This window comes from Sphingobacterium nematocida, assembly GCF_900168125.1.
GTDB classification, from domain to species: Bacteria; Bacteroidota; Bacteroidia; order Sphingobacteriales; family Sphingobacteriaceae; genus Sphingobacterium; species Sphingobacterium nematocida.
In genome coordinates this window covers 107,288-133,762 of record NZ_FUZF01000013.1, presented here as the reverse complement: position 1 = coordinate 133,762, position 26,475 = coordinate 107,288, and the positions used below count along the sequence as shown (strand labels likewise).

The 26,475-nt window shown below is 43.5% G+C and carries 16 protein-coding genes; 1 reads left to right on the top strand and 15 read right to left on the bottom strand.

What is annotated here, in order from left to right:
* Positions 1-7: 7 nt before the first annotated feature.
* From B5X76_RS14370 to B5X76_RS14335, 8 genes are read right to left on the bottom strand one after another with little or no spacing between them, the layout of a single operon-like run.
* A complete protein-coding gene (locus B5X76_RS14370; protein WP_176141089.1) occupies positions 8-1,954 on the bottom strand; it encodes a family 20 glycosylhydrolase in 1,947 nt (648 codons plus the stop codon).
* On the bottom strand, positions 1,954-3,135 hold the full coding sequence (locus tag B5X76_RS14365) for an AGE family epimerase/isomerase (protein WP_079644084.1): 1,182 nt from the start codon (positions 3,133-3,135) through the stop codon (positions 1,954-1,956). The genes B5X76_RS14370 and B5X76_RS14365 overlap by 1 nt, the downstream gene beginning before the upstream one ends.
* A 2-nt stretch (positions 3,136-3,137) precedes the next feature.
* Complete coding sequence (locus B5X76_RS14360) at positions 3,138-5,210, bottom strand: GDSL-type esterase/lipase family protein (RefSeq protein WP_079644035.1); 2,073 nt, start codon at positions 5,208-5,210, stop codon at positions 3,138-3,140.
* Entirely contained in the window at positions 5,194-6,441 is a 1,248-nt protein-coding gene (locus tag B5X76_RS14355; RefSeq protein ID WP_245801050.1) for an MFS transporter, read from the bottom strand. Before B5X76_RS14355 ends, B5X76_RS14360 begins: the two co-directional genes overlap by 17 nt.
* A gap of 17 nt (positions 6,442-6,458) precedes the next feature.
* On the bottom strand, positions 6,459-7,532 hold the full coding sequence (locus B5X76_RS14350) for a kelch repeat-containing protein (protein ID WP_176141088.1): 1,074 nt from the start codon (positions 7,530-7,532) through the stop codon (positions 6,459-6,461).
* A gap of 53 nt (positions 7,533-7,585) precedes the next feature.
* A complete protein-coding gene (locus tag B5X76_RS14345; protein ID WP_079644032.1) occupies positions 7,586-8,506 on the bottom strand; it encodes a dihydrodipicolinate synthase family protein in 921 nt (306 codons plus the stop codon).
* Between the two features lie 56 nt (positions 8,507-8,562).
* The gene (locus B5X76_RS14340; RefSeq protein ID WP_079644030.1) at positions 8,563-10,116 is read right to left on the bottom strand and encodes a RagB/SusD family nutrient uptake outer membrane protein; all 1,554 of its coding nucleotides are present in this window, start codon (positions 10,114-10,116) and stop codon (positions 8,563-8,565) included.
* A 16-nt stretch (positions 10,117-10,132) separates the two neighbouring features.
* Positions 10,133-13,519, bottom strand: coding sequence for a SusC/RagA family TonB-linked outer membrane protein (locus B5X76_RS14335; protein WP_079644028.1), 3,387 nt, complete (start codon positions 13,517-13,519; stop codon positions 10,133-10,135).
* Between the two features lie 100 nt (positions 13,520-13,619).
* On the opposite strand from B5X76_RS14335, the gene B5X76_RS14330 reads away from it, so the two are divergent.
* On the top strand, positions 13,620-14,360 hold the full coding sequence (locus tag B5X76_RS14330) for a FadR/GntR family transcriptional regulator (protein ID WP_245801049.1): 741 nt from the start codon (positions 13,620-13,622) through the stop codon (positions 14,358-14,360).
* Between the two features lie 92 nt (positions 14,361-14,452).
* Here the strand turns inward: B5X76_RS14330 and B5X76_RS14325 are convergent, their stop codons facing one another.
* The 7 genes from B5X76_RS14325 to B5X76_RS14295 all read right to left on the bottom strand — a co-directional run bounded on the left by B5X76_RS14325 (position 14,453) and on the right by B5X76_RS14295 (position 26,464).
* On the bottom strand, positions 14,453-16,198 hold the full coding sequence (locus B5X76_RS14325; protein ID WP_079644078.1) for a RagB/SusD family nutrient uptake outer membrane protein: 1,746 nt from the start codon (positions 16,196-16,198) through the stop codon (positions 14,453-14,455).
* 47 nt (positions 16,199-16,245) lie between these two features.
* Complete coding sequence (locus tag B5X76_RS14320; RefSeq protein WP_079644026.1) at positions 16,246-19,500, bottom strand: SusC/RagA family TonB-linked outer membrane protein; 3,255 nt, start codon at positions 19,498-19,500, stop codon at positions 16,246-16,248.
* Between the two features lie 16 nt (positions 19,501-19,516).
* The gene (locus B5X76_RS14315) at positions 19,517-20,659 is read right to left on the bottom strand and encodes an Sb-PDE family phosphodiesterase (RefSeq protein WP_079644024.1); all 1,143 of its coding nucleotides are present in this window, start codon (positions 20,657-20,659) and stop codon (positions 19,517-19,519) included.
* Positions 20,660-20,899: 240 nt separating this feature from the next.
* Positions 20,900-21,775 (bottom strand): phosphodiester glycosidase family protein, encoded by an 876-nt coding sequence (locus B5X76_RS14310; protein WP_176141087.1) that lies wholly within the window; start codon positions 21,773-21,775, stop codon positions 20,900-20,902.
* Positions 21,776-21,795: 20 nt separating this feature from the next.
* Complete coding sequence (locus B5X76_RS14305; RefSeq protein ID WP_079644021.1) at positions 21,796-22,950, bottom strand: YdcF family protein; 1,155 nt, start codon at positions 22,948-22,950, stop codon at positions 21,796-21,798.
* Between the two features lie 3 nt (positions 22,951-22,953).
* Positions 22,954-24,648 (bottom strand): right-handed parallel beta-helix repeat-containing protein, encoded by a 1,695-nt coding sequence (locus B5X76_RS14300; RefSeq protein ID WP_079644020.1) that lies wholly within the window; start codon positions 24,646-24,648, stop codon positions 22,954-22,956.
* Positions 24,649-24,697: 49 nt separating this feature from the next.
* A complete protein-coding gene (locus tag B5X76_RS14295; protein ID WP_079644019.1) occupies positions 24,698-26,464 on the bottom strand; it encodes a RagB/SusD family nutrient uptake outer membrane protein in 1,767 nt (588 codons plus the stop codon).
* Positions 26,465-26,475: the final 11 nt, after the last annotated feature.

Sequence of the window (26,475 nt, the reverse complement as noted above, 5' to 3'; positions counted from 1 at the left end):
TTTTTATTTAATTTTTATCATTATCAATAGGAACAAAGGTAAACATCCACTTGACAGGTGTTTGCCAACTCTTCCCTTTAAAATCTCCCACGGGCAATTTGACCAATACATCATTCCAGCCCTTTTTAAGTACGATCATCGTAGGTGCCCTAAATGAATATCCTTCGTCAATCATTGGTTTTTCCAGATCTCCCTTCATCCCTGCCTGTTGCCACAGAGGGGGAGCGACTCTTCGTTGATTTACCCATACTTCACTATGTCGATCATCCCAAGTATCATGCTTTGGCGAATCGCTGGCATACGACCTCGACAGGTCATTGAATCCTATCCAAAAAGGCCTCTCTCCTGGTTCGTCGCTCCATATCTTCGTCCTAGCGTACCAAGTCGTATTAACCTTAGGTGCATCGATTACCCCGCCAACTACGTCAGCCCACCAATGCCGTAAGATCACTGTTCCTCCTTCTACATCTTTAGATACTGTTAGATCCCTATTAAATAAATCTTTCTCGATTTCGAAACTTTTCTCCAGTATTCCATCATTATCATAAGGTCCGATCAAATCCCATTTAATACCGACCTGCTTTACATAAGGAAAAGGTAGGCCCACAAAATATCGATGCTTATGGCACAGTAACCTTCGTTCAAAATCCTTAAATTCCTTATAACCCGGTGTGTCCTTCGGTTGAAGATTGCACAGCCAACTAGCCATTCCTCCTCCGCTCCAAACCCGTTCGGCGAATGTCAAGATAGAAGGATATATACCATTTTGATAAAACATATCTCTAGCAGCTGATACCGCCCTATCTGGCCATGCGCATAGTGTAGCCCCCTTCAGGTTTTGATGTTCCCTATCATTTCCTCCAATTTTTCGATGGAAAAGTGTAGTTACCGTTTCCAGGGGGTCCATATGATTAATATACAAATGCTTTGAGTCGATATAAACAGTCCCCCCCTCTTCTTTAACTACCTCTGCTCCTCCCATCCAGAGCTGTCGCCAAGTCTCTGGAGACAGATTGCTCCCAGGATCCCATCCTATCGTATTTTTGTAGCCTAGCTCTTTCACATATTTAGTGATTTCGGGCATAAATCCGGCATTCGTGATCTTAACCTCATCTCCGCCGATATGCAATATATCCAATTCTGGATAGCTTCTTTTAAAATCCTGTAACAGCTGCTTGATATACACCATCCCCGAATCAGATTGCATATCTACTCCAAAAAAACGCTTAAAAGCGGCACTGTGTCCGGGCATATCTATTTCCGGAAGGAATGTAATATACCGCTCTTTACAATACGCTATGAGCTCCTTAAATTCCGCCTCGGTGTAATACTTCCCTGCCCAACGTGTCATATTCGATGCATCGGTCAAGCCTGGATATCGATGACTCGCTAACCGCCATGCTATATCCTCTGTAAAATGGAAATGCAATACATTCAACTTGTACCTAGCCATTACATCGATTTGCTCCTTGAGCATATCCATGGGCTGATAATTTCGGCCCACATCTACCAAAAAAGCGCGCCAAGAAAAGGCTGGATCATCTTCCACCACTACACACTGCACTTTTCCTTTGTCCACAGCAAACTGCCGCAATGTCTGTAACCCATAAAACACCCCCTTTGAGGTAGATGCTTCCACACGAACCCCTTGTGGATCAATCTCCAACAGGTAAGACTCATCACTTCTACCGGTTTTCTTCAAGACCAGCTCCACAGACGGCATTCCCTTACTTCTTTTCTCTTGTACCGGTATCCCCCAGTCCGAAAAGATTGCCTTTGCGAGTGCTGATTCACTTTCCAAGCCAGCGGCAGCTTGAAGTACTACCCCCGCAGAAAGGTTCAACTGTTGCGACTCCCATTGCGTCCGAACCGGCATCGGGATCAAATCCTGCTGTGCACGCGGAGTTAGAATACAAAAGAGCAACAACACTACACATAGTACCGATTTTGCCATTATGTTATTTCCCTTCCTTTTAAGATAGACCAACAGTACCATTCCTGCCGAGGAAGATGGAACGGACCTTTAAACAAATTTCCCTTTGCCGTCTGTGCCACCGTACCATCCCGATGTAGGTACCCATACCATTCACCTAGCTCCTTGTCGTGAAAATGACTATACGCATATTCATGGATCTGTTGATGCATCCTTGCGTATTTATCCTTGCCCGTCATGAGATATGCCAACAGAGTAGCGATGATCGTCTCATTCTGTGGCCACCAAAATTTCATATCCTGCCAATACTCTTGCACTGGCCTGTCATAAACATCTCTAAAATAGAGAATTCCGCCATATTCTTTGTCCCAACCTCGTTCCCACATATAATCCAGCATACGACAGCCGAGATTGATAAGTTGCGTATCGTCATTCCTATATCTGGCTTCGTGAAGGATAAACCAAGCTCCCTCAATAGCGTGCCCTGGATTTAATGTACGTCCATCCACGTGATCAACAATACTCCCATCCGGAGCGACCTGTTCCATCACACAACGAATATCATCCTTCACGAACAAGGTTTCTATCTCCTTTATCCATTCAGTGATAGCATTATCACATCTTGGATCACCTATCGTTTCACGCAATTGTTGGGCAGTATTAATCATGATCATAGGGATACCTATTCCCTTTGTAGGACGAGTATTTTCAAACTTCGGCTCCATAGTTCGTATACCTGCTGCATACTCCATACAGACGCCAAACAGGTCCCGAGCCAATCGCCCTGCATCCTCATCTCCCGATGCCTTAGCGTAAGCCGCACAGGCGATTACAGCAAAAGTTTCCGAAAAGAAATACCTGCGCATGCGGATCGGATTGCCCAATTTGTCCACATGAAAGTACATCTTGCCATTATCATCAAAACACTTCTCCCGAAGGAAATCATAACCCAACTTGGCACCTTCCAGCCATTCTTCACGTTGTTCCACCGTATTGTATAAGGTAGATAATAACCAACACGCACGCCCCTGTATCCACACCGCCTTATCCGTATCAATCAAAGTTCCGTCTGCATCACGCATCAACAAATACCCTCCATCTTCGCTATCATAGGATCTCGGAAACCAAAATGGTACCGTATCCTTTAGTAGCTGATTTTTATAAAAATCAGCCAGTTCTTCTAAATATTGTTCTGAATACATACCTAATTAATCTTAATATTAAAAGTTGAAACAGGTACCGCCGCTTCACTTTCTAGATTGGCCCTTGTATAAGGGCTATAACCGTAACGAATAGCAGATAAGACACCTGTTTCAAAAGAAATAAATAACTTATTTCCTTCCATGCGTATTTTATTTATTTCTAACTCCTTTCCTTTCGCATCCAACAATACGATATCTTGTAAGGCATCTCCCCCTTTCGTTTTTAACACCTCACAGTCCTCAAAAGAGAGCACCAATTCCGTCCCATGCACACTTACCCCCATAGGCTCTGGTACATCTACCTGTACATCCTTACCATAGCTGTATTTGGCCGCCAATCTGGCCAAGCGTTGACCGATAATAATTTTCTCGCGGGGATGGACATCAGTAGAATCGCCGAGGTCCGACGACACCGCCATATGCACATTGCTCAGGCGTCTTGCCAACTTACGCTGACTATCTCTAAAGGAAGGCCAGGAGGGACGTTCAATACTTGACAATTGCACTACATAAAAGGGGAAATCCTGTTGGAATTTTTCTCGCCATGCAGCAACCAACGTTTCAAAAAGATAGGCGTGCAGATCCACATTATGCGTATTACTTTCGCCCTGATACCAGAGTACACCTTTAAAATTCGTATTTAACCAATTGGCAATACCGCTCTCAAAATTATAGCCAGGGGCATAAGGATGGGCTTGATTTCTGTTTTTGGTCAAGGTTAGATTCACTCGGGCTCTTTCTCTGCAGAAATCCTGTATAAAATCAGAAACCCGCCAACTGTGGATATACGTAGCCAACAGATTATCCATTTCCAGCGTACGCATTGGAATCCATGATTCCGTATTAGAGCCCCCTACTGCCACTTCCACAATACCGCTTGTCACTCCCTGCTCTGCTGACACCTGTGCCGCAAAAGCATATGCTATTGCCGAGAACTCACCAGCAGATTTAGCCGATGGTTTTTGCCAAGCCCCAGAAAAGAACGCTCCATCGTTGACCTGTTCCAGGGTTAACGAATCCCACGCTACATTATGGGTTTCGACTAGATTTTTATATTTAAATAGTCGAACAGGCGTCTTATCCAAAGCCTTTTCCATCAGCTCCTTACCCCTTAGGGCATTACGCAACGGGAAAGCCATATTCGACTGCCCTGCGGCTAGGTAAACATCACCAAACCATATCCCTGAAAGCAAGATCTCTTCCTTTCCCATCTTTACACTAAGTATGTAAGGTCCACCAGCCGGCATCCTCGGCAGTATAAGCGACCAGTTACCACGCTGATCTACTTTACAGGTATAATTTTCACCCTTAAAAGCAAGCTTCACCGTCTCACCTGTCGTTCCTTTGCCAAAGATTTTATTGAGTTTATCACGTTGCAGCACCATATCATTACCCAACGTTATATCCACCGAAAGAGGGAGCTTCGTTCCAACCAGGCTATGGTATACTGTCGTCGATAGTATGCGCGCGCCAATTTCATCAGGGTGTAAAAAATCCTCAAAAAGATCCATCCGATTCGCCAGTGGTGTATAGCTATCAATTAGTTGAACACCATTGGCATGGGCTATTTCAGGTATCAACTCTTGGATTTGGTTAAACCAGTCCCTTGTACCCGAAAGGAAACGTTTATGTCCTGAGAATATCGGAGTCATCTTACAGATATAGACCTCGACTTTAGGGTTTACCCGTTTAAATGTATCAATCAATGCCGAATAATCGGTTACAAATTCGGTTCCATAATTGGGCCAATTTCGTGGATCCGTATCATTGAGTCCCAAGGCTATTACCAGAATATCTGGTGCGAAAGCCAGCGCTTCCTTAAACTCTTGCGTCAGCACATAAGGATTGTGTCCACGTGATAACAATGTAGCGCCGCTATGTCCAAAATTTTTCACCTCATAACCAGCACCTAACTTCAATTGCAACTGTTCAGGATATGACTTTCCCGTCATTTTGATGCCGTACCCTTTCGTCACAGAATCGCCCACACAGCCTACTTTCTTTTTTTGTGCATATGCTGCCACACAACAATAAGAAAGGCCTATTACAAGAATAATCTTAATCCAATGCTTCATTCACTTTAGGTCTTAGTACTATCAATTGAATTACTATTACTATAGCAACGATCACTGCCAACAATGCAAAATCATGTCCTAGTTCACCAGCATCGGCAGAACCACCCAGGGTCTTCGTAATATAAGCTCCTGCCATCACCCCTACCATATTCATGATACCATACGCCGTAGCACGATACTTCGCAGACACAAACTGGCAAAGTATCGGCATATTGTTGGCATCAAACATCCCAAAGCCAAAGCCAAATAGGAGGCCTGCTGCAACTATAGCCCAGGTAGTCGTACCATAACCAATTAAAAATACCGCAGGAACAGTCAATGACAGCCCAATAGCACTCGTATATATCCGCCCCCGTAGATTCCGCTGTATCCACCTGTCCGACAGAATCCCTCCAACAATTACCCCAATAAAGGAAGAAAAAGCGATGGTTATTGTAGACATCGGTCCGGCCTCGGCCATCGGAATATTCAGATTATCAGCAAACAACGTAGGTAACCAATTTTTAGTGGCCCAGCCTGGCAAACTTGGAACTGCGAAATACAACAATATCACCCAAAATGCAATATTGGACAACAAAACCGAAAAACCCTTGAGCAAGGGTACCTTCTCCGCCATAGATTGACCCCCAAGCTCCTTTTTAGCCTCCATCCTATTGGGCACTTCAAATAAAAACACAGCCAACACCATTGCATACATCAAACCTATTCCACCAAAAAAAATGAAGGCTTGCTGCCACGAATATTCTGCAGCCACCGTAGCGCCAAAACCGCCCAATGCCTGCCCAAAGTATAACCCCGTCATATGTATACCTATGGCCAGCGAGCGCGTTTTGTCCGAATGATAATCCGCAATCAATGCCAATCCAGCAGGTATATACATCGCCTCAGACACACCCATGATCGCACGCAGCACGTAGAGCTGATTATACGTAGTCGCGTAGCCCATCCCAAATGTCACCGCAGACCACACAAACAAACTGCCCACAATCAACCATTTACGATTCAATTTATCTGCTAAAACTCCAGCAACAGGGCTCATAAGGCCGTATATCCATAAAAAAACAGCCATCAAATTGCCAAATACGGCAGCTCGCTCCAGTTCCACGATATCCACAGCAATAGCTGGACGCATTGTAGATAGTATCTGTCTATCCATATAATTGAGCAGTGCCACTATCCACAGCAGTCCAACCACTATCCAAGGATATACTTTCTTGTTTCTTATCATCATAAGGTTTATATTTTCATTTACTTGATCTGCCCCACCAATATTCTATTGGTACGTACTCCTGCACGGATTTCGCCACTAGGGATGATTACTAGGTCATCCTTCGATATGGCTGTAGTCGTCACAGGGCTATCCCCCTCAATATCAGCTAGCCTACTCCATCCCAATGTTATAAGATCAAGCGCCCATACCTCTTTGCCAAATCCAGGATGCTCCCTTTGAATCAGATTCTTCTGTTTAGTCAGCTCCTCCCTTTCCCTATCATCTTTGCTCAGGTTGGTAGCAGCTATTAATTCCTCTACCCGATTAAAAGTGGCTCCATTGTCCCCTCCAAAAAGAATTACAGAATTATTATAGAATATGGCAGTTCCTGCAGCAAGTGGATAGGGCAATACCGGTAAACTCGTCAAAGACCTATCTTGCGTATTCAGCATGTAGGCCTGATCATATATCTTGCTTGTTGCATTATCATTTCGCATACGGCCTCCTAAAATCACTATATGCTGACCACTATCTGCTACCACCATCGTATGACTTAATGGATACTTCAATACAGCAAATTGCTCCCACATGAAGGTACCATTTGATACCTGTAGACGATACACCTTATCCGATACCTGATCTGTATTTTCGCCCCCTATCATATAAAGCGCTCCGTTCAAATAGACAGCAGCCCCATTGGTAAGCGGTACCGGAAGGCTTGGCAAAGCCTCCCTAACCAATTCATTATTCACTAAACTATACCGCCATACATCTGCACTTGCAACACCACTTCTCTCGCCACCAATACTATAGATATAACCGTTAGCAGAGGTATTAGCACTATAAGCAATACTATCGGCAAAAGGTTTTATCATTTCCAAAATCAGTTTTCCTTCAGCATCTATTTTAAAAAAATACGCCTCCTTTTGATAGGTCTTTTTTCCGCCATCCCAAGGCATCCCGTTCGGAAAATTCGCCCCCCCAGCGATGATCAACCGATCTTCCATTACCCCAGTTACCGGACCCGCTATACCGATATGATCCCCCTGTCCCCCTTTAGGTAATACGCCTCCTTCTTTCCAATCAAGCATAAGCCTACTCTTATTGTTCATCACACATCCAGATAATAATACTAAGCAAAGAAAAAGTGTTGCTTTATACATTCTTATTTTGATTTAAATGATTCAAAGCCTAGGGCTTTTACTTCATTTTTAAAATTGGTAAAAGAGGCTTCATCCATATTCGCCACAGGCAGTCTAAACACCCCACAATCCAGATCTACCAACTTCATATAGGCCTTACCGGTAGCTATTCCACCATACTTACCTAATAATCGAATCATATCGATAGACAATTGTTGTCTAGCATTAGCTGTTTCAAAATCACCTGCCTCGAAGGCATCGATCAACTGATGATACAGCGGTGCAGCATAGTTATACGTACTACCTACGGCCCCTTTGCTTCCCAATACCAATGACGACAGCATATTCTCGTCCCTTCCCCACAGCATATCATACTTTCTGTCCGCGTAGTTCATACAAGACAAGAAATCCATAAAATCCTCATGTGTATACTTGATCCCCCTAAAGGTAGGAATCATCCCATCCACCGCAGCCAACAAATCCAACATCGCATAGTTACCTCCTGTCAGAACAGGTATATGGTAATAATAGAACGCCGTATTAGGGGCTGCCGACGCCACAGCCTGACAACACTTGGCTAGCTGCCCAACATTCGCTGGTTTGAAATAATAAGGAGATGTAAAAGAGATGGCATCGACGCCCTCCTGCTCGGCAATAGCCGCCAATTCCTGGCATTCCTTGATATTAGTACCGCCTAAAAACATCATCAACACAAAGTCTTCATCTCCTTTTGTCCAGATCGTCCATGCCTTCATTACTCGAATCTTCTCCTCAAAGGTCAATGACACTCCTTCTCCCGTAGATCCACAGATAAAAGCTCCCTTCACGCCATTGCGCTTCAAGGATTGGTAATATCCTGGGATCAAGTCCAGATTAAGTTCATTGTTTTCGTCAAATGGTGTAAAAGGTGCAGCAATCAAACCTTCAATTTTGTGATTAAGCATATGTCTCTATTTAATAGTATTCAATTCTAAAATTTCTATCCCAGCTGTATTTAGGATTAGGGTTTTGTCGTCGTATATCCCGGCGTTTGTTCTACCAACGGATCATTGGTCCATACATCTCTCCCGACCGGCCACAATAGTTTATAAGCATCCGTCGATTTATTCAACACGCCATACGGATTGCCTGTACCTTTAAAGGCCAACGGGTCGCCCCCCAATTTCATCCGTCTCAAATCGTACCATCGCTTACCCTCCCATACAAATTCCTTTGCGCGTTCTGCAAATATAGCCAGCTCATTAGCATCCTTAGACCCATTGACAAAAGGTAAAGGATCAATACCATTAAATGCACGATCACGGATAGGTTGTAGGTAATTCTTTGGATCAGTTCCCTCTGCGTTAGCGATTTCAGCCAACATCAGCAAACGGTCTGCTTCCCGATATATAGGCCAGTCGTCCGTCCAATTACGGATATTATTATTTACAGTTCCCATAAACTTAGTTAATACCGTGTTTCTTATCGTCACTTTATTGGGGGTGACTGTGCGGTCTATTCCGTAAAAATCATAAAAAGTACTATTTCTGCGCTGGTCATTGATCCCATACGATTGGAATAGCTCATAGGTATAAGCGTATCGCTGAATACCTCCAGCACTCGCTTGCGCAATATTGAGAGGATCCACTAGTTTCGGTGCATTAACGTTTACTGTATCTTTGTAATAGATACCGTTAAAATTGGCTACTGGGTACAGAAATAAACTTACACTCGAAGCTTCAGCCTCATTAAATGCAAAAGGGAGTGTAAAAATTATTTCGGAATTTCTCTTCTGCTTGAATACATCTCCAAAATTAGTGAGCAAACTATACCCTGCTACCGCATTAAGCGCATTCTTTGCTTCTACTAGATCTGCCGTATTATTATACACCTTTGCCGACCAAAGAAACACCTCTCCCTTCAACATACGGGTAGCATTTAGCGACCAATACGCTTTATTAGTTCCTTGAATGGTACCAAAATTTTGCACCGACGCCGCTATATCACCTTTAATCGCAGCTAAGACTTCAGCTTCTGATGAACGCGCCATCCTTAAATTTACAGCATCTGGCTTGTCTAACAGCACATCAGGTGTCAAACGCAGCGGCACACCTCCATAAGTACGCAACAGGTGAAAATAGTAATATGCCCTTAAGCCATATGCCTGCCCTAGAAGTTGAGCTTTTTTATCAGATGGCACAAAGGAGATTGTCTCCATTTTGCTGATAAATAAATTAATCTGCAATATGCTATTCATAAATCCAGCCCAAGCTCCTATTCCTGGCGAAACCTCTGTCATTCCATGGTTAATAATACTGAGTTCATTCAGCGATACATCCATCCTGGCCGTATTGGATAACCCTCCACCTCGCATCTCTCCCAAGCGAAAAAGCATAAATTGCTTATTACGCAGATCGTTATGAATACCCACCATAAAATTATTCACCTGCGTCTCATTTTGCCAATAGTTACCATCCGCAAAATAATCCTCCGGTACAAAGTCCAAGTTTTTATTACAACCAGTCAATAGCCCAGTCATGACCGTAACAATCGCTATTTTTATATATTTTCTCATGATATAACCCTCTTTCTTAAAATGTAATCTTACCACCGAATATCAACATGGTAGGTATTGTGTATGCACTATTCTGAAATCCTGTACGCTCAGGAAGAGCATTCAACTTATTAGAAATATAACCCAGGTTCTGCCCCGTTGCCGTCAGTGTCAACCCACTGATCCTTGCTTTTGAAATCCACTCCTTCGGTACCGAATAAGAAAGTGATACTTCCCTAAAGGCGAGATAGCTCGAATTCACCCAGAAAAGATCACTAGGGCGATCAAAATTTTTCATATTTAACTGGTCAGCCCACATATAACGCGGATATTTAGCATTGGGGTTTTCTGCTGTCCAGGTGTCTTTTACGATATCCCCTGCATTAAATTCTCCCTGCATCGATCCCAATGACCACACATTCATCCGATCCATCTGTATATGTCCCAGAGCAAAGTCTATACGGGTGAATAGCGATAGACCTCTATAACTTACCGTCGTATTAAATCCTCCAGTCCATTTAGGCATTGTATTTCCTAGTCGGACACGATCATCCTGATTGATTACTCCATCCCCATTAATATCATCCCATATAGCATCCCCGAGCTGTGTCGGCAAATACCCAGATAATCCTTGTTCTGTAATTACCTTCTGACTAGCCACACGCTTGCCTGCAGCGCCCCCTATGCCATACGTATCACCTGCTGCTTCATCACGTACATTATAGTTCGCCAGATCTTCCGCTGTGCGAATGATTCCCTTCATTCGGAATCCATATACATCTCCCCATTCTTTGCCTTCCTGCAATCCCTCTACCCATATCAACGATTTACTAGTAGGATCATACACCTGAGTGCCCCCCTGTCTATTCAAATCATTTCCATTATTAGGCAGTTTTATTATTTTATTACGCACATATGCGGTATTTGCATTCACCTGCCAGGTCCAATTTTGATTGGCGATAATCTTATACCCCAAATCCAGTTCAATTCCTCTATTACGCATCGTACCATTATTGGTACGGATCTGATCTATACCAGCCGAAGAGGGTAAAGCGATATAAGCAAGTTTATCAGATGTGATACGGTTATAATAAGCTGCTGATAAATTCAAACGACTATTCAAAAATCCCATATCCGCTCCGACCTCGGTAGTGCTCGATTTTTCCCACTGCAGCGTCGATAAAGTAGGATTGCCGAACAAAAAGCCTTTTACCTGATCATATGCAGTCTGCACATTATACGAGCCTTGTACCTGGTATTTACCGATAGGATCACTTGTACCTATTCCGATGTTACCGTTTTTACCCCAGCTAGCTCGCACCTTCAAAAAGTTTAACCATGGCGCAGCATCTTGCAAGAACTGTTCTTTTGTTGCCACCCAGCCCACCGAGGCCGCAGGAAAAAAGCCCCATCTGTTATCCGCATTTAATCGGGAAATACCGTCATTCCTAAATGTAGCCGAAAACAAATACTTATCTGCATAATCATAGTTCACGCGCGCAAATTGAGAAATAATCCGGTCGTTAGCGTGAGACGAAGAAGCGCCTCTTGTCGGATTAGTAGCTGTATTGGTCGTCAATCCGAGCGACATAAAATCATCCGTAGGTGCCAATGCTCCCGATGCCCCAAGGCCGCGGTAATACGAGTCAAAAAATTCAGCACCGATCAGCGCATTGACATTATGATTACCTACCGATTTATCATAGTTCAATACAGCGTTGTAGGTCTGCTGTATATCCCTCCAAAACGAAGCTGAGCTATTTCGTTGTCTATTCCAGCCCGCATCCGGATTCGTATAACTCAAAAAATTATTCCTAAAATCCTTATCAAATGATTCGAAATACTGCTCTTCATAAAACAATATACCTTTGACCCGCAGATTAAGTTCTGGGGTAAAGTTAACGACCAAAGACTGGTTAAAGGTCAATTTATCACTCTGGTTGCGGCGTATATACTTATCAATATTGACCAACGGATTTCCATCGCTTGCATCCCGTCCCAGTATCCAGTCACCCGTAATCGGACTTTTACTACGCAGTGTAGGTGGTGCCGACAGCATTCTTCCCCAATAATTCTCTTCGCCGTTTGTCAGGGTCTGATCACGCCAATTGGCTCGGGTATAATTTACTCCAGACTCTGCTTTCAACCAGTCTTTAATTTTATAATCCGCATTTACCGCAAAGTTATACCGACGATAAAACGTATTTAATGACAAACCTTTTTCATCATAAATTCCTAGATTACTGTAGTAACTAGCTTTATCATTCCCTCCCGAAAACGAGAGGTTATAGTCCTGAGAAGGAGCTGGCGACCGAAAAGCAAGATCTCCATAATTGAAATCTTCGTAGATCAAATCATAGAACTGCCCATTGGCATCATAATTTCCGGCCGTATTTGTCGGCACTACATCTTTCATCTGTTTCCATCCCTGATCCAATAAGAACCGGTTTTCATCTGTCAGCCGCATTAAGCTCCATCTCCCTTGGTTTACATAATTACCGTCCAAGGGCGTCTTACCATCACTCCCAAAATAGGCATTACCGGTACCTCGAGGCCCTGGATTTCCCAACGCCGTATTAGCCAATGTTCCTGCTTTAATAGCTTCAACAGCTCCCATCCTCGTCCACTTAACATATTCCTCCGAGCTCAAAAAATTATACGGTGTATTCAGGTAATTGATACCTCGATTAACTTTCAAATCCAACGATGACGATCCCGACTTACCCCTTTTCGTAGTTACAATCACCACACCATTCGATGCTCTAGCACCATATATTGCCGTAGCCGCAGCATCCTTTTGTACATCGATCCGCTCAATTTCTTCTGGGTTTATATCAGACAAGCTACCTCGTATCTGTCCATCCACCAATATCAAAGGACTACCTGACCCATCAAAGTTGGTTCCCCCACGCAGCGTGATACTCGCCAATGCACCTGGCCTACCTGATCCTGTAGACACCCGCAATCCGGGCACAGTACCCGCCAATGCTTGGGCCGGATTTGCCCGCATCCCACTCTCCAACACTTTTTTATCCAATGTGGATACCGAAGCGGTCATCTTATTTCTTTTTACTGTTCCGTACCCCATAACCACCACCTCCTCGAGGTTATGATCATCTTCCTGTAGCAAAATCGCTACCGTATTCAAGTTTTGTAATACAATTTCTTTCGTCAAATAGCCTACAAAAGAAAACGTCAACTTATCTCCCGTATTCGCTTTGATTGTAAAGTTACCCATAGCATCCGTCGATGTGATTACGTTAAGTGTATTATTCGAGACACTTACGTTAGACAATACAGTCCCTCCGTCGGCAGACACACGACCTTTTAGCGTGCTCTGGGCAAACGCTCCTGTTTGCAAAACACAAAGAAAAAGAAGGAAAATCAACTTCTTCTGGTTCTTAAGAATTAAAAAATTTATCATAACAGTTCTTTATTATATTTGGTTATGTCATACATAATATATATCAAATGTATGACATAATAATTTAATGTCAAATTTTTTTTTTATAATTGTTCTCATAATGATTGAAAAAAACATGGAAGGCACAGACAGCACATCTATTTCAAAGTTGGGAGGGGTAGATACCTCTAGCTTAGTCGATAAGGTTGAAGAACGGATAATATCTTTTATCCAAGAGACCAAGATGAAGGTTGGCGACGTACTTCCCAAAGAACTTGATCTTGCCGAAAGCTTAGGGGTAAGTCGCACAGTCATTCGGGAAGCTTTACTAAGGCTCAAAACAGTGGGGCTTATTGAATCAAAAAAACACAAAGGAGCGATCTTAACCAATCCCGATGTATTAGGATCTTTTAAAAAGGTATTTCACCCATCCATACTGGATAGCGATACCCTCAAAGATCTATTTGAAATGCGTTTAGCGCTAGAAGTGGGTATGGCTGAGTTTATTGTAAATAATATCACAGATAAAGACCTCAAGGAATTAGAAGAAATAGCCGATAACATTGTGTCTGGAGATACGGCATTCCCTTGGAACATCAATGACGAGATCCAATTTCATGGCAAACTCTACGAGATATCAAAAAATAAGATGTTATTGGAATTACAAGAACTGCTGCTTCCAATATTTCAGTACGTACATAACAGCGGTTTTTTAGAGCATCCCGTAAGTGATGTAGACTTTGTCTCGCACAAAGATCTGGTAAAAGTACTGAAGCAACGTGATGCCGAAGCCTACCGCAAAGCAATACGTAGCCATTTAAATAACCATTTCTTACGTATTTTTAATGGTAAATTCAAGTAAAACAACGGAATATAATACGTAAAGAGCCTGTATCAATCAAGATACAGGCTCTCCTGAGGTTGCACATACTTCTATTTATACGAATACTACACCTACTCCCAGCCTGGATTTTGTTCTAGTTTGTTATTATCTACAATATCAGCGTTTGCTATTGGCCTAAGATACTTTTTATCTTCAAATTTCCGCTCTTCATCTATACGCCATATGATATGACCTTTAGTTCCTTCCGACAGCTTGGCGGCTTTATCATCTACCACAAAGTAAACCACGCCTGGTGTGGTCTTGCTTGGAATAGACTTCACAAAACATACATCTGGTGTATTATTACCGTCTAGATCCATTTCGATATTCATTCCTGGCACATATATTCCCTTCCAGTCCATCTCCAACAATTTTCCTTTACGCCAGCGCAACAGATCATCATATCTCAATCCTTCGTATACCAACTCTATTCCACGTTCGCGTCTCACTTCCATCACATATTTATCAGACACTTCTGGAAAATAAATCTTTTGCAAATAAAGGTCTACGCCAACTGGTACCGCAGGATTTACACCAGCCCGTTTGCGCAGCTCACCGATAGTCTCCCCCCATATCACGTCGTTCATCAACCCCAACTCGGCCTTCGCTTCTGCATAGTTTAATAGTATCTCGGCATAGCGCATCATCGTTATTGAATTGAATCCCTCTGCTACACCGTCCAAGCGCTTATCGTCCAAGCTGAATTTATGGATATGATAGCCTGTAAACGTGTAACCAAAGTTTGGAGGAGCTGCCGATCCGTCCGAACGCTTATAGCCTAGCGAGCGTACCGACTGCCCTAAACGAGCATCCCTCCCCTTCATCTCCTCCTTAAACTCCAATTCATCGTATCCTGCTTTATCTGTAAAACGCGTACCATCAGTATTCAGATACGTGTTTACAAACTGCTTATTCAATCCCCAACGCGCACCATAGGTTGCCGAGTTAAATTTCCATGTGATCTCGTGCCAGCGCTTCAGTGCATTATTAAACGTATTGGCCCATAGGACCTCTGTCGACACCGGATTTTCACTGATAAAAAGTGTCCGATAATCCGAATTCGGTTTACCTGTGTTGTATACCGCGTATTGCTTACTATCCATCAGTTCCTTTGCCGCCTTCGCCGACTCTTCCAACCATTTATCCGCAGTAGACTTTAACCCTAAATGCTCATGATATTTTCGAAAAGTACCTTCAAAAAGGCATATTCTAGACTTCAGTCCCAAAGCCACCCATTTGGTGATCATACTCGAAGAGTTATCTTTAGTCGTTCTGATATTTGCTATCGCAAAGTCAATATCCGCCAATACCGAGTCCATGACCAAAGTCCTTGGATCCTGTTTTTTATAGAGTTCAGGGTCATCAGTTGCCAATGGTTTACCATACCAAGGCACATTACCATAGGTTTTCACCTTATCAAAATAAAAGTAAGCCCTAAAAAAGCGAGCTACCCCTGCATAATGCTTCCTCGCTTCCTCTGGTATGGCCACGTTGTCGTAGCGTGACAGAAAATAGTTTACGTTACGCAGCTTTGTCCAATCCCATTTGCTTTGATCTACCGGAGAGAAGTTTCCGGCAATAAATGTTGGCGAGTTATTTTTAGACGTATAGTCTCCCATCTCATCGGCCTGTACAATAGCTAGTCCATTAGGAATAAAATCCTGATAGAAAGAATTGGTATACAACTGTAGATCCGCTTCCGTATTAAAGAAAGAAGCTGGCACCAGCTTATCAAAAGGCTCCTTATCCAGAAAATCCTTACAAGAACTCGCCAACACAATAGTTGTCAACAGACCTAATATAAATTTTGTTTTCATCCGATTCATCACAAAAAATTTCAAAATATCCAATATCCTATTACCCATTAAAATGTTAGGTTTATCCCTATCGTTGTCGTCTTCAACATTGGGTAGGCATATCCTTGCCCCGATCCATTTGTTAGATCACCGTTCGTCTTCGGTTTTTCCATTACCTCTGGGTCAAAGTTGTCCGTATGTTTGAATAGTCCAGAGAACGTAAATAAGTTCTGTGCAGTCGCAAAGACCTGCGCATTGCTGATCTTCATTCTATTTACCCAAGTCTTAGGCAGTGTGTAGTCCACGGTCAATGTTTTGAGCCGCAGATAAGACACATCCTGTAGGTATCGGGTCTGTGGAGCCCCCAGTGATCGGTCCGTTCCCAATGCCGTATATCCTCTATAACGTGGAAAATATGCATCTGGATTCTCCTCTGTCCATATATCCTCCATCATCTTTGTCGGCTGATAACCATAAGGCCGATTGTATGGCCCCCAGAACAAACCTGCTTCAGGAGCAAAATACCAATCCCGCTTACCTATACCTTGGAAGAAGGCAGATAATCCTATACCATTCCAATTGCCCGATAGTGTAAAACCATATTGGTACCTCGGACTATCATTACCGATTATCCTACGGTCGCCCGGATTATTCACCGTATTATCCCCATGATTGATTACATCATTATTATCCAAATCGGCAAACTTTAAGTCGCCTGGCAACCAGACATTGTTGTTAGAGTTTTTCAAAAATTTCTGGTTTGCATGATTTTTTACATCTTCTTCGGATGTAAAGAATCCCAATGTTTCATAGCCCCATATCTCACCTACTTCCTGTCCTACATAATAAGTAGATAATAGTTTATTCGGGTTATTAAAGCGTTCTATTGTTGATCTACTATCCCAGAGGGATCCGTTTATCCCCCAATTGAAAGGCTTTCCTGCTAGCTCAAATTGCGAGTTATAATTCGCCGTCAACTCCCATCCCTTGGTTGACATATCGGCATAATTACCAAATGGCACTGCAGCACCAAATACATTAGGCAGCGGTTGTCCTGCTGTAAACATATCGTAGGTCATACGGTTGTACCAATCAAAAGTAAAGTTTAGACTATTCCCAAAAACACCTAGATCCAGCCCAAAGTTGGCTGTCGTCGAGCGCTCCCAAGTCAATCCATCCGGGATCACGCCTGGCAATTTTGTATAGTTCGTCTGTACGCCATTCAGCACCACCGATGTTTTGCTTACCCCCATTTGTTCGAGATAGCGATACGGCGCCACATTTCCATTTCCGAGCGAACCGTATGATGCGCGCAATTTAAAATTACTTACCACAGGTTTTAAAGGCTCGAAAAAGCTCTCATTCGATGCGATCCAACCACCCGATACCGATGGGAAGAAACCATAACGCTGGTGTTCTGGAAATTTAGAAGACCCATCATAACGGCCATTCAGCTCCAGCAGATAGCGGTTGTCGTATGCATAATTGAGGCGATAGAACAATCCTAAATATGCCCATTCATTACCACCACCGGTTATATTATAGTTCAGGCCATCCATCAGGTTAAAATCAGGTTTCGATTCCACCAGGATTCCGTCCCTTTGCGCCCGCAAGGCCTTAGTCCGCGAGGACTCTACATTATACCCCACTAATACATTAAGATCATGTTTATCTGCAAATTTATTCACATAATTTGCTGTAATATTACCTGCTAGATAGGTTGTATTTTCATTCCATTCCCGCAACAGAGACCTTCCAAACCGCGATATTACACCAGGCGAATTACTGTAGTCCATATAATTATTGGTACGTACTTCGTTTTCCCATGTCCTGCCATACGTCATATCTCCTTTCAGTGTCAAACCTTTTACCGGCTTTATGATCAGTCCTGCTGTATTCCTTAGCACCGTATTATTCAGATCTGAAGCATTATTTCCTTCCATAAAAGAAGCTACCCCTGTATACACGGCAGTATGTGTATAGGTACCGTCAGGGTTATGGACTACTGCCATTGGATATCCCTGATGCTCAAACTGACGCCATATATTCCCATCACCATCCGCAAACATCGGGTAGTGATAGTCATACGTACTCAACTCGGTATTGTTCTGAAAAGTAATCCAATCGTTGAGCTTCACATCGCCTTTAGCCCGGAGATTGTATTTATCAAATTTGTCCGGATTATACTTAAATATGCCGTCTTGATGGTAATACCTACCCGACACATAATACGAAGCCTTATCTCCACCTCCCGACACACTCATCGCCTGTTCAGTAGCTGGCATCACATCTTTATAGATCATATTGTACCAGTCGGTATTACCGAAATACTCATACCTATTCTTCACGGGGTTAAATACAGCCTCCTCACCGGTAGGGTTTTCTGCGTATTTTCTCAACGCTTCCAGATATTCTAAAGAGAAAGGATAGATATTATTGACCGATATTGGTGTAGACTTATAGTCATACCAAGCATTGAACGAATCGTTAAAATTTTTCGCCCACTCATAACCATTTGTCACCAGCTTAGGCTCGACAGTGCGTTGGTTAAAGGAGTAATTCGAATTGAGGGTCACCTTTGCCTGTCCTTTAACAGGATTTTTGGTTGTGATCAGCACCACACCAAAGGCAGCTCTGGAGCCATATATTGCTGCAGACGATGCATCCTTCAGTACAGTTACCGATTCGATATCATTCGGATTGATCATATTTGCATCCCCCTCCACACCATCGATCAGTACCAGAGCCGATCCTCCTGCACCTATCGAGGTCGTACCACGCACATTAAATTCAGCCCCACGGGTAGGGCTACCATCCACCATTTTGAGATTAAGGTTGGGCAGTGTCCCCTGTAGCATCCGGCTTAGGTTAGGAGCAGGTCTATTTTCTAATACCTCCGAGGTTACCTGCGATACAGCCCCCGTTAGGTTTACCTTTTTCTGTGTGCCATACCCGACTACAACTACCTCATCCAGGTCATTCTTATTATCCAACGTGATAAGAATATCTGTCCCCCTATCCACTTCAAAGCTCTTTGTTGTAAATCCCACACAGCTTACAGTCAGTATGATTTTAGCTCCATTGCTGTAGTTGAATTCAAACTCCCCGTTCACAGTGGTCGTTGTATTCAACAGCGTACCTTTTACCGCTACATTTGCATAAGGCACAGGTCTTCCACTAGCATCGACCACACGTCCGGCGACTTTTTGCTGTGGTGCCACCATGGTAGAAAGCCCTGAAGATACCACGTTCCAGTCCATAGCCTGTAGATTTTGGGACATAGCTATCCCTGCCAATAAAAAAATTGGAATTCGCTTATTCATGATTTCTTGATATAGATTAAAGGCTTAGTTCTATTTTCAGATGCTTATCACTGCGTACATAGGTAGATACCACTTCATATGATAGTTTGCTTTGTCCGTCGTCTGCTACTAGGATCTGCGAAGACTTCGGCTGCAATACAATACTTTTAGTAGCCTTACCGTCTACAAGCTTAAGCTCAAAGTACAGATCCGAGTTATTTTGCAGCTCATAATACTTACTACTAGCTTTCTTAGCGTTGGATTTCGTGTAGAATGTCGGACTCAACTTCACACAGGCATGGAATAAATCCCGTACATTTTCTTCTTTTCCAAACAGGTAGTTGCTCGACCACGCCACCGTATTGCCTGCTTCCAGTGCAGCACGTATACCTTCGGCCGAGCGGTCCTTCGCCATGACCAACGTCATTGTACGGTGTATACCAGCCCGTTCGATATCATACTCATGTGCGATCAGATTATGAATATCGGTATTACCGATAATAGTTAGATTCCTATCCAAAGCCCAGTCCAATGCTTTTTTATGAAACCCAAAGCCATTGACCACCTCTATGCCATGCAGGTTCTTGTCTTTATACATTTTATCCACAAATGGGATCCACTCGTACGAGCCTTCGATCTGCGTAGCTTTCCATCCCGGATGGTTCCAGAAGATAAAAGCCTTTTGATCCACTACAGCCTGTATAGCTTGCTGATCTAGCTCCAACTCTCTGGATACTACCAAGTTCTTGTCGTCTTGTATAAATAAGGCGTTAAAGTGACCTGGAGGCGTATTACGAGTTACCTCTGTACCTTTGATCAAGAGTATATTCTGTTCAGCAGCTAGATTTTTAGCCAATTCATTCGAACGTAGATTACCCGGTTTTACATCGTCTTTATGTGGGGTATACTCCACATGCTCCGTAAACGAAATCGCATCCAAACCCTCTTTCCAGGCTTCTTGTACCCGTACATTAGGCCATACATGCCCGTCGGTAAATACCGTGTGCATATGAAAGTCACATTTCAATACCTGTAATCCATTTACATGAGGGATGTCGATTATTTTACGCTGTTTGGGATAGCGAAACTCATCCAATTTCATTATACCGGAATCATCTTGTGCAATAGCTGATCCTGTTAACGTGAATACCGCAGCGATCAGAAGTAAAGTTTTGTTCATAGTAGCGTATTTATTTTGGCGCAAACATAGTCCTCTAGGATTAAGTGAATATTAATTCAACATGGTCTTTTAATGAAGTCACCTTGGTTCAGTCCTTTTACCTTCTTCTATTAACTTTATTTCATCACTCCACGTAAATTCATTATCCCTATGTTTCTCCCCGTAGTTAAAGAAAGCCATAACGGAATTATTGTCCGTTATGGCTTATTTACAAATAATTGTCTTTATATTTTAATGCCTTTACTTGACCGTAAACACCGTCGCTACACCTCGTTCCCCCTCATGATCAAATTTACCGTTATCCGACGGAAAATTGACAACACCTTCTCCTCTTACCCAAGCGGTAGAGGATCCTCCCCCATCTAGATTCAGCGCTTGTGTACAGCCTAGGGCTGCCATTAATTGCGACAACTGAGGAATCGTTAATCCCTGCGACTGTGACGAACGTCCATCCACCACCACTACAATCATCTTATTATCGGCTGTGATACCTACTGCCGTGCGTGGATGTCTAGCGGTATTAAAAGCGACCTCCAATTGTGTTAACTCTTTACCATCCAACATAAGCAAAGGTCCCCCTGCTAATGCAACTGGCACAGTCAATGCAGTCCAACCAGTCGACGGCTTTCCCACTATCCGTGGCGCTCCCGTATTATCCAACACTATAGCGCCATTTTCTCTGTATGCGTTAAATCCCGATACCGTATTATTAATTACTTGATCCTCATATTTAAAAAATACAGTCGATCCCCCCGTCGTTGTGTTAAAATAGCTACCGTTAAAAGCCACCAGTGCGTTCTTACTCACAGCAGCTTCACTTGTTTTCAAAAATCCAGACTTCACATAAGGAATCTCGATTTTTAAACCTTTAGTCAAATCGATTTCCAAAACATTTAGGTATTGCCTCGATTCAAAAATCTGTGGGAATTGATAATATTTCCACATCACCCCATCAGATACCACTTTTGTCTTCCAATCCGCTTTCGCTAATAAATCCTTGAGATTGTCTTTTTCAACCTGCGAATAATCGTAAGGCAATTGGGTACCGTCCCCTTTCTCAGTACACGAGAAGACAAGGAAAAGCAACATCAAACTATATAAAAATTTATTTTTCATCTGTATCAAATTATACGTTATTATTTGAGATCTTCGATCCATTTTACTTTAAATGGCATTGGCTTTCCGATTAACTGTCGGTCTTTACCTACCCGTGCCATTTCCATGTTACGATAGAGGAGCAGTTCTCCCGTGGCTTTATCTACCGTAGCACAGGCTACATTACACTTGCCCCACGCAAAAGGCCATTTTCCAAAATATTCAGCGGCATTCATCTCCTCCACGAATACAAAACCATGCTTTCCTGCTTTCGCGATAAGCATACGGTCATCGGCAAATAACAGCAAGGTCCTATCCCAAATCACTCCTGTTGCAAATGCACCTTCTCTCCAAGCAGCTGGCATCCCCTTTACCCAATCAGACCAAGTACCATGCTCTACAATATTCTTATCATGCTTTTTTACTTTCCATAGCGTATTGCCATTACGTACCCACCAGAATTCACCACCATCGATAAAGGCTCGCGAATGTGTCTGGTCCAACTGGCCCAAGAACGGCAATACTTCTTCCGCACGCTGCGTAGAAAAAGATGTGTTCGCAAGATCCGTCCCATACACCAGATTATTACGTAGGTAATAAGTCCTATCATTATGTGACCAAACCGCTTCTGGTGTAAGCCAATTTCCCTTTAGCACAAACTTTTCATTATCTACTTGGCCATTAAAAATACCCACATAATCCAGTTTATCCGTATCCTTGGGCAAGATACTACCCTCTATATAAAAGCGCGCTTCCATCCCATCGTGCTCGCGCAATCGCGCCGCCACAGCTATTGCATGCCAATGATTAGACACGACAAATACCGTATCCCCGGGCTGCATAATCAGATCATCCTTTTCGTCACGAAGAATCCTACTGAATACGTAGTTTTGGACGGTTGTCTTCGCATTTTCCTCTTTGTAGATTTTATGCCGATCCACCCCTCTAGCCAACAGTCCCTCCTGCATAGCCGTCGCTTCACAGATAGCGGAGCCGTGCGCTCCGCAGCCACCGCTCACAATAATCCTTTGAATAGGTTGTGTCCGGTACAACCGCGCCGCAATAGCTATACGTTCTTCCAACACCTTCGGGTCTGCAGATCCCAAGACCAGCATAACAGTCTTGGGATTAACAGCCATACTGACTTTAATCGACAAGCCCAAACAGATAAATAACCAAAATAGCTTCCTCTTCATCGTCTATTTTACTTTAGCACCCATCACCGTTGCAGTTCTCGGTTCGCCATTCATATCCTTGGCAATAGCCTCGTTCAGCACCGGGTTATAAGTCTGTCCTATACCCATCAGGGTCGCCCCCGTCAACCCATAAACCAATGCCGGATTATTCGTACCAATAGGCAGGTAATCGGTACTCAACATCGACGAAGGCGTAAATACCGCACCAGCTACAATTGTTCCCGCATCGCCATATACCGAGGCCGTAGTAACAGCATTCTTAATCACAGGGATCACCGCCGCATTATCCGTAAAAGCGTCCACATCTTTCGAGTTACTCGCCTGCTTATTCCCCGAGATGATCGAGTTAAGGATAGTTAGGTTATTCACTTTATCTCGTCGATACACCCCAGCGCCAGGTCCCACGATATCGTTGCCCGTAATCGTACAGCTAATGATGTCCACCGTGGTTCCGCCATACTGCATTACAGCTCCGCCACCGTTGGCCGATGTACTTTTATTTCCGACCAAAAGGCAGTTCACCAATAGCGCACTTGAGTTCTCCCGCACATAGACGCCAGCACCGTAAGAAGTGTTGCTGTTATTCATCACTTCACAATTGTACAGATGCAGTGTTGCATTCGGATAGCCATGCACTGCTCCCGCAGTTCCTCGGGCATAATTTTCGTTAAATTTCGAATTATATGCCAATAGACTAGCATCGGCGACCCATACACCACCTCCGTTATTATTGTTGTTCGAATTGTTATTTACCTTTGAATCTTCCATCGTTACCTTCGCACCAGCAAAGACATACATTCCCGCTGCAAATCCAGCCGTTCCGCCCGAGGTAGAAGCAACATTATCAACGACTTCTACATTTTTCATATGCACGACAGCATTTGCAATCAACATTCCACCACCGTGACCACGGTTGTACTGCACACTATTGATACTCACATTACTACCCCTATTGGTGGCTTCTCCACCGCGGATAGTGAGGCCTTCCAGATACACCTTTGATTCTGTATCCAGTGCTGCAGTAATTGTGACCGTATGATAGGCTTTTTTACCAGTCGGTAACGTGCCATCCAATATGGTCTTATAAAGTGCTGTATTAGGTTTAGCTCCCGGGAGCGCATCCTCAGCAAAACCACCGATCAGGGATATATTTTTCGATATTTCAAACGTCCTATCCGACAGCAGATTAGCATCCCCATTACGGATGGTCTTAGACGGCACATACACACCTTCTGCTAGATAGATTGTGCTGTTGGTTGTCGCTTTCTCTATTGCCGTGTTCAGGTCCGTGGCGGTATTCCAGGATTTACCGTCGCCTGTGCCATCAGCCTTCACGTAAAACACAGGCACCTTTCCCGACTCCTGTACCACCAGTACTTGCTTAGTTGTCTCCGCATTGGTACGTACCAGCACCAGTCCCGATCGTTCGTCGTCCGTATTCGTAACGATTGAAAAACCAATTCGCTGTTTTCCTTTTTCGTATACCGTCGTATCCAATACGATCCATTCGGCATCCGTTTCTACTTGCATGGTTGTGTTGGATAACACCTCAAAATTATAGGTATTCCCCTTACTGCTCACCTCCATATATTCTGTGCCGATCAGCAGTTTTTCTTCAAAGGCATCTTTATCCTTCTTACAGCTGCTTATACCCAGTACGAGAAGCAAGCCAAGCAGTATATAGTTTATTTTGTTCATTAGAATAGCATCTTTAAATTTACATTTACCTCTTTCTTAAAAAAACAGGTTATTCGTCCCATTTTGGATTTTGGCGTAGATTCTCATTCAACAACAATTCTTCCGAAGGAATAGGTGCTAGATAATCCCTATCCTCTCTAAACTTACCACCATCAACGAAAGGATCTATATTCCCAAAATCACTGTTTCTATTACCCGTCAAAGGATCGCGCAACGTGCGTTGCCTAATATTCACCATAGAAGTGACGGATGAAGGAGCCCCAGCTGTGCTTCCCGTATGTACAAACACATCAGCTTGGCCATCACCGGTAAAATCATAAGCCCCCACACTTGGAAAATAAACACCAACAATAGGCTGCATCACCTTTTGACCTTCTTTCCAGCGCATCAGATCATCCCAACGAAAGCCCTCATTAAATAATTCCGCCCTACGTTCTCTTCTGATTTCCAGGATTACCCCTTGCATACCTCGGTCATTTTTCACGTTCGGATACATCGCTATCAGATACGGGTCTGGATTTGCATTAGCCTGTGCCATATCGAGGTTAGGCATTCCCACCCGGGCTCTCAATCTATTGATCGAAATATTCAAATCCCCCTGCGTCAGCGTACCTAATTCGGCCTTTGCTTCTGCCAATACCAACAAAGCCTCGGCATATCGAAACAAAATGATATCAAAATAAGCTCCAGAAGTTGTCCACTGTGCACGGTCAGGGAGTGCTTTGATCAGACGATAGCCCGTCGTTGTGATCGATAGATTTACCGGTTCATTTTTTGTCTCGCCGTTTACTCTAAATTCAGGTCCTGCCGTCGTTTGGGTCAATCGAGGATCCCGGTTTTGCATTTCTTCAAAAAATCCCATGGTCCTATAATTGGCCTTATCCGTAAATCTTGAACCATCCCGCATGAGGTAACTGTTGATCAAATCCTTTGGAATACCATACGATCCCTGTGTCGCCGAAGTAAATGAATAACCCAGTGAGTGCACCCTAAGGCCCAACTCATAGTCTACCGCCAATAGCGTCTCACTATTATCCTGTTTATTACGGGCAAATAAATTTCTATAAGCCGCCTCTGTGCCACCCTCTGTATACAGCGTATAGGCATTGGTAGCGATCAACTCCTGAGCTGCTTCTGCTGCCAATGTCAGGTAGCGATCGGCTCCTTCCAAGCCATGATACCTTCGAAATGTACCTTCAAACAGCGCGACACGTGCTTTCAATAGCATAGCCGTATAGCGTGTGATGAGGTTCACCTGCTTTTCTGCGGGTATATTGGCTATCGCAAAGTCCAAATCAGCCATCACCGAGTCCATCACCAATATCCGTGAATCTCGTGCTTTATACAGTTCTGGATCTTTTGCATCCAGTACACCACTATACCAAGGCACATCACCAAAGGTCTTTACCTTATCGTAATAGAAGTACGCTCTAAAAAAACGGGCAATACCACCAAACTTAGCTTTAGCTGCATCATCTTTTACCTTATGGTAGTTAGCTAGAAAATAGTTTATCTTTCGCAGGTTAGACCAGCTCCAACCACCTGAACCACGACCTACCGGTACCACCCTAGAGCCACGCACCCGTGCCGCAGGATTCAGCGGCATTAGATTGTCCGAGCCGGCATCCTCCGTATAATTTCCTTCATCCGGCAACATGCTGTAAAAATCATTCGTTGCTACTTCCAGATCTTTGGCCGTATTAAAAAAATAAGGGGCCTCTACCTGATCTTCCGATGGTCTATCCAAGAAACCATCATCACATGCAGTCAACATCCCACCAAATACAATTCCGAATATTATTAATCTTAATTTCATGACTTTCCTCC

What these genes read in the sequence shown, in the direction of transcription:
- B5X76_RS14325 (WP_079644078.1), bottom strand. Translation starts at nt 16,198, where the DNA reads ATGAAAACAAAATTTATATTAGGTCTGTTGACAACTATTGTGTTGGCG.
- B5X76_RS14335 (WP_079644028.1), bottom strand. Translation starts at nt 13,519, where the DNA reads ATGATAAATTTTTTAATTCTTAAGAACCAGAAGAAGTTGATTTTCCTT.
- B5X76_RS14355 (WP_245801050.1), bottom strand. Translation starts at nt 6,441, where the DNA reads ATGATGATAAGAAACAAGAAAGTATATCCTTGGATAGTGGTTGGACTG.
- B5X76_RS14320 (WP_079644026.1), bottom strand. Translation starts at nt 19,500, where the DNA reads ATGAATAAGCGAATTCCAATTTTTTTATTGGCAGGGATAGCTATGTCC.
- B5X76_RS14350 (WP_176141088.1), bottom strand. Translation starts at nt 7,532, where the DNA reads ATGAACAATAAGAGTAGGCTTATGCTTGATTGGAAAGAAGGAGGCGTA.
- B5X76_RS14370 (WP_176141089.1), bottom strand. Translation starts at nt 1,954, where the DNA reads ATGGCAAAATCGGTACTATGTGTAGTGTTGTTGCTCTTTTGTATTCTA.
- B5X76_RS14300 (WP_079644020.1), bottom strand. Translation starts at nt 24,648, where the DNA reads ATGAACAAAATAAACTATATACTGCTTGGCTTGCTTCTCGTACTGGGT.
- B5X76_RS14340 (WP_079644030.1), bottom strand. Translation starts at nt 10,116, where the DNA reads ATGAGAAAATATATAAAAATAGCGATTGTTACGGTCATGACTGGGCTA.
- B5X76_RS14345 (WP_079644032.1), bottom strand. Translation starts at nt 8,506, where the DNA reads ATGCTTAATCACAAAATTGAAGGTTTGATTGCTGCACCTTTTACACCA.
- B5X76_RS14295 (WP_079644019.1), bottom strand. Translation starts at nt 26,464, where the DNA reads ATGAAATTAAGATTAATAATATTCGGAATTGTATTTGGTGGGATGTTG.
- B5X76_RS14365 (WP_079644084.1), bottom strand. Translation starts at nt 3,135, where the DNA reads ATGTATTCAGAACAATATTTAGAAGAACTGGCTGATTTTTATAAAAAT.
- B5X76_RS14315 (WP_079644024.1), bottom strand. Translation starts at nt 20,659, where the DNA reads ATGAACAAAACTTTACTTCTGATCGCTGCGGTATTCACGTTAACAGGA.
- B5X76_RS14360 (WP_079644035.1), bottom strand. Translation starts at nt 5,210, where the DNA reads ATGAAGCATTGGATTAAGATTATTCTTGTAATAGGCCTTTCTTATTGT.
- B5X76_RS14310 (WP_176141087.1), bottom strand. Translation starts at nt 21,775, where the DNA reads ATGAAAAATAAATTTTTATATAGTTTGATGTTGCTTTTCCTTGTCTTC.
- B5X76_RS14305 (WP_079644021.1), bottom strand. Translation starts at nt 22,950, where the DNA reads ATGAAGAGGAAGCTATTTTGGTTATTTATCTGTTTGGGCTTGTCGATT.
- B5X76_RS14330 (WP_245801049.1), top strand. Translation starts at nt 13,620, where the DNA reads ATGATTGAAAAAAACATGGAAGGCACAGACAGCACATCTATTTCAAAG.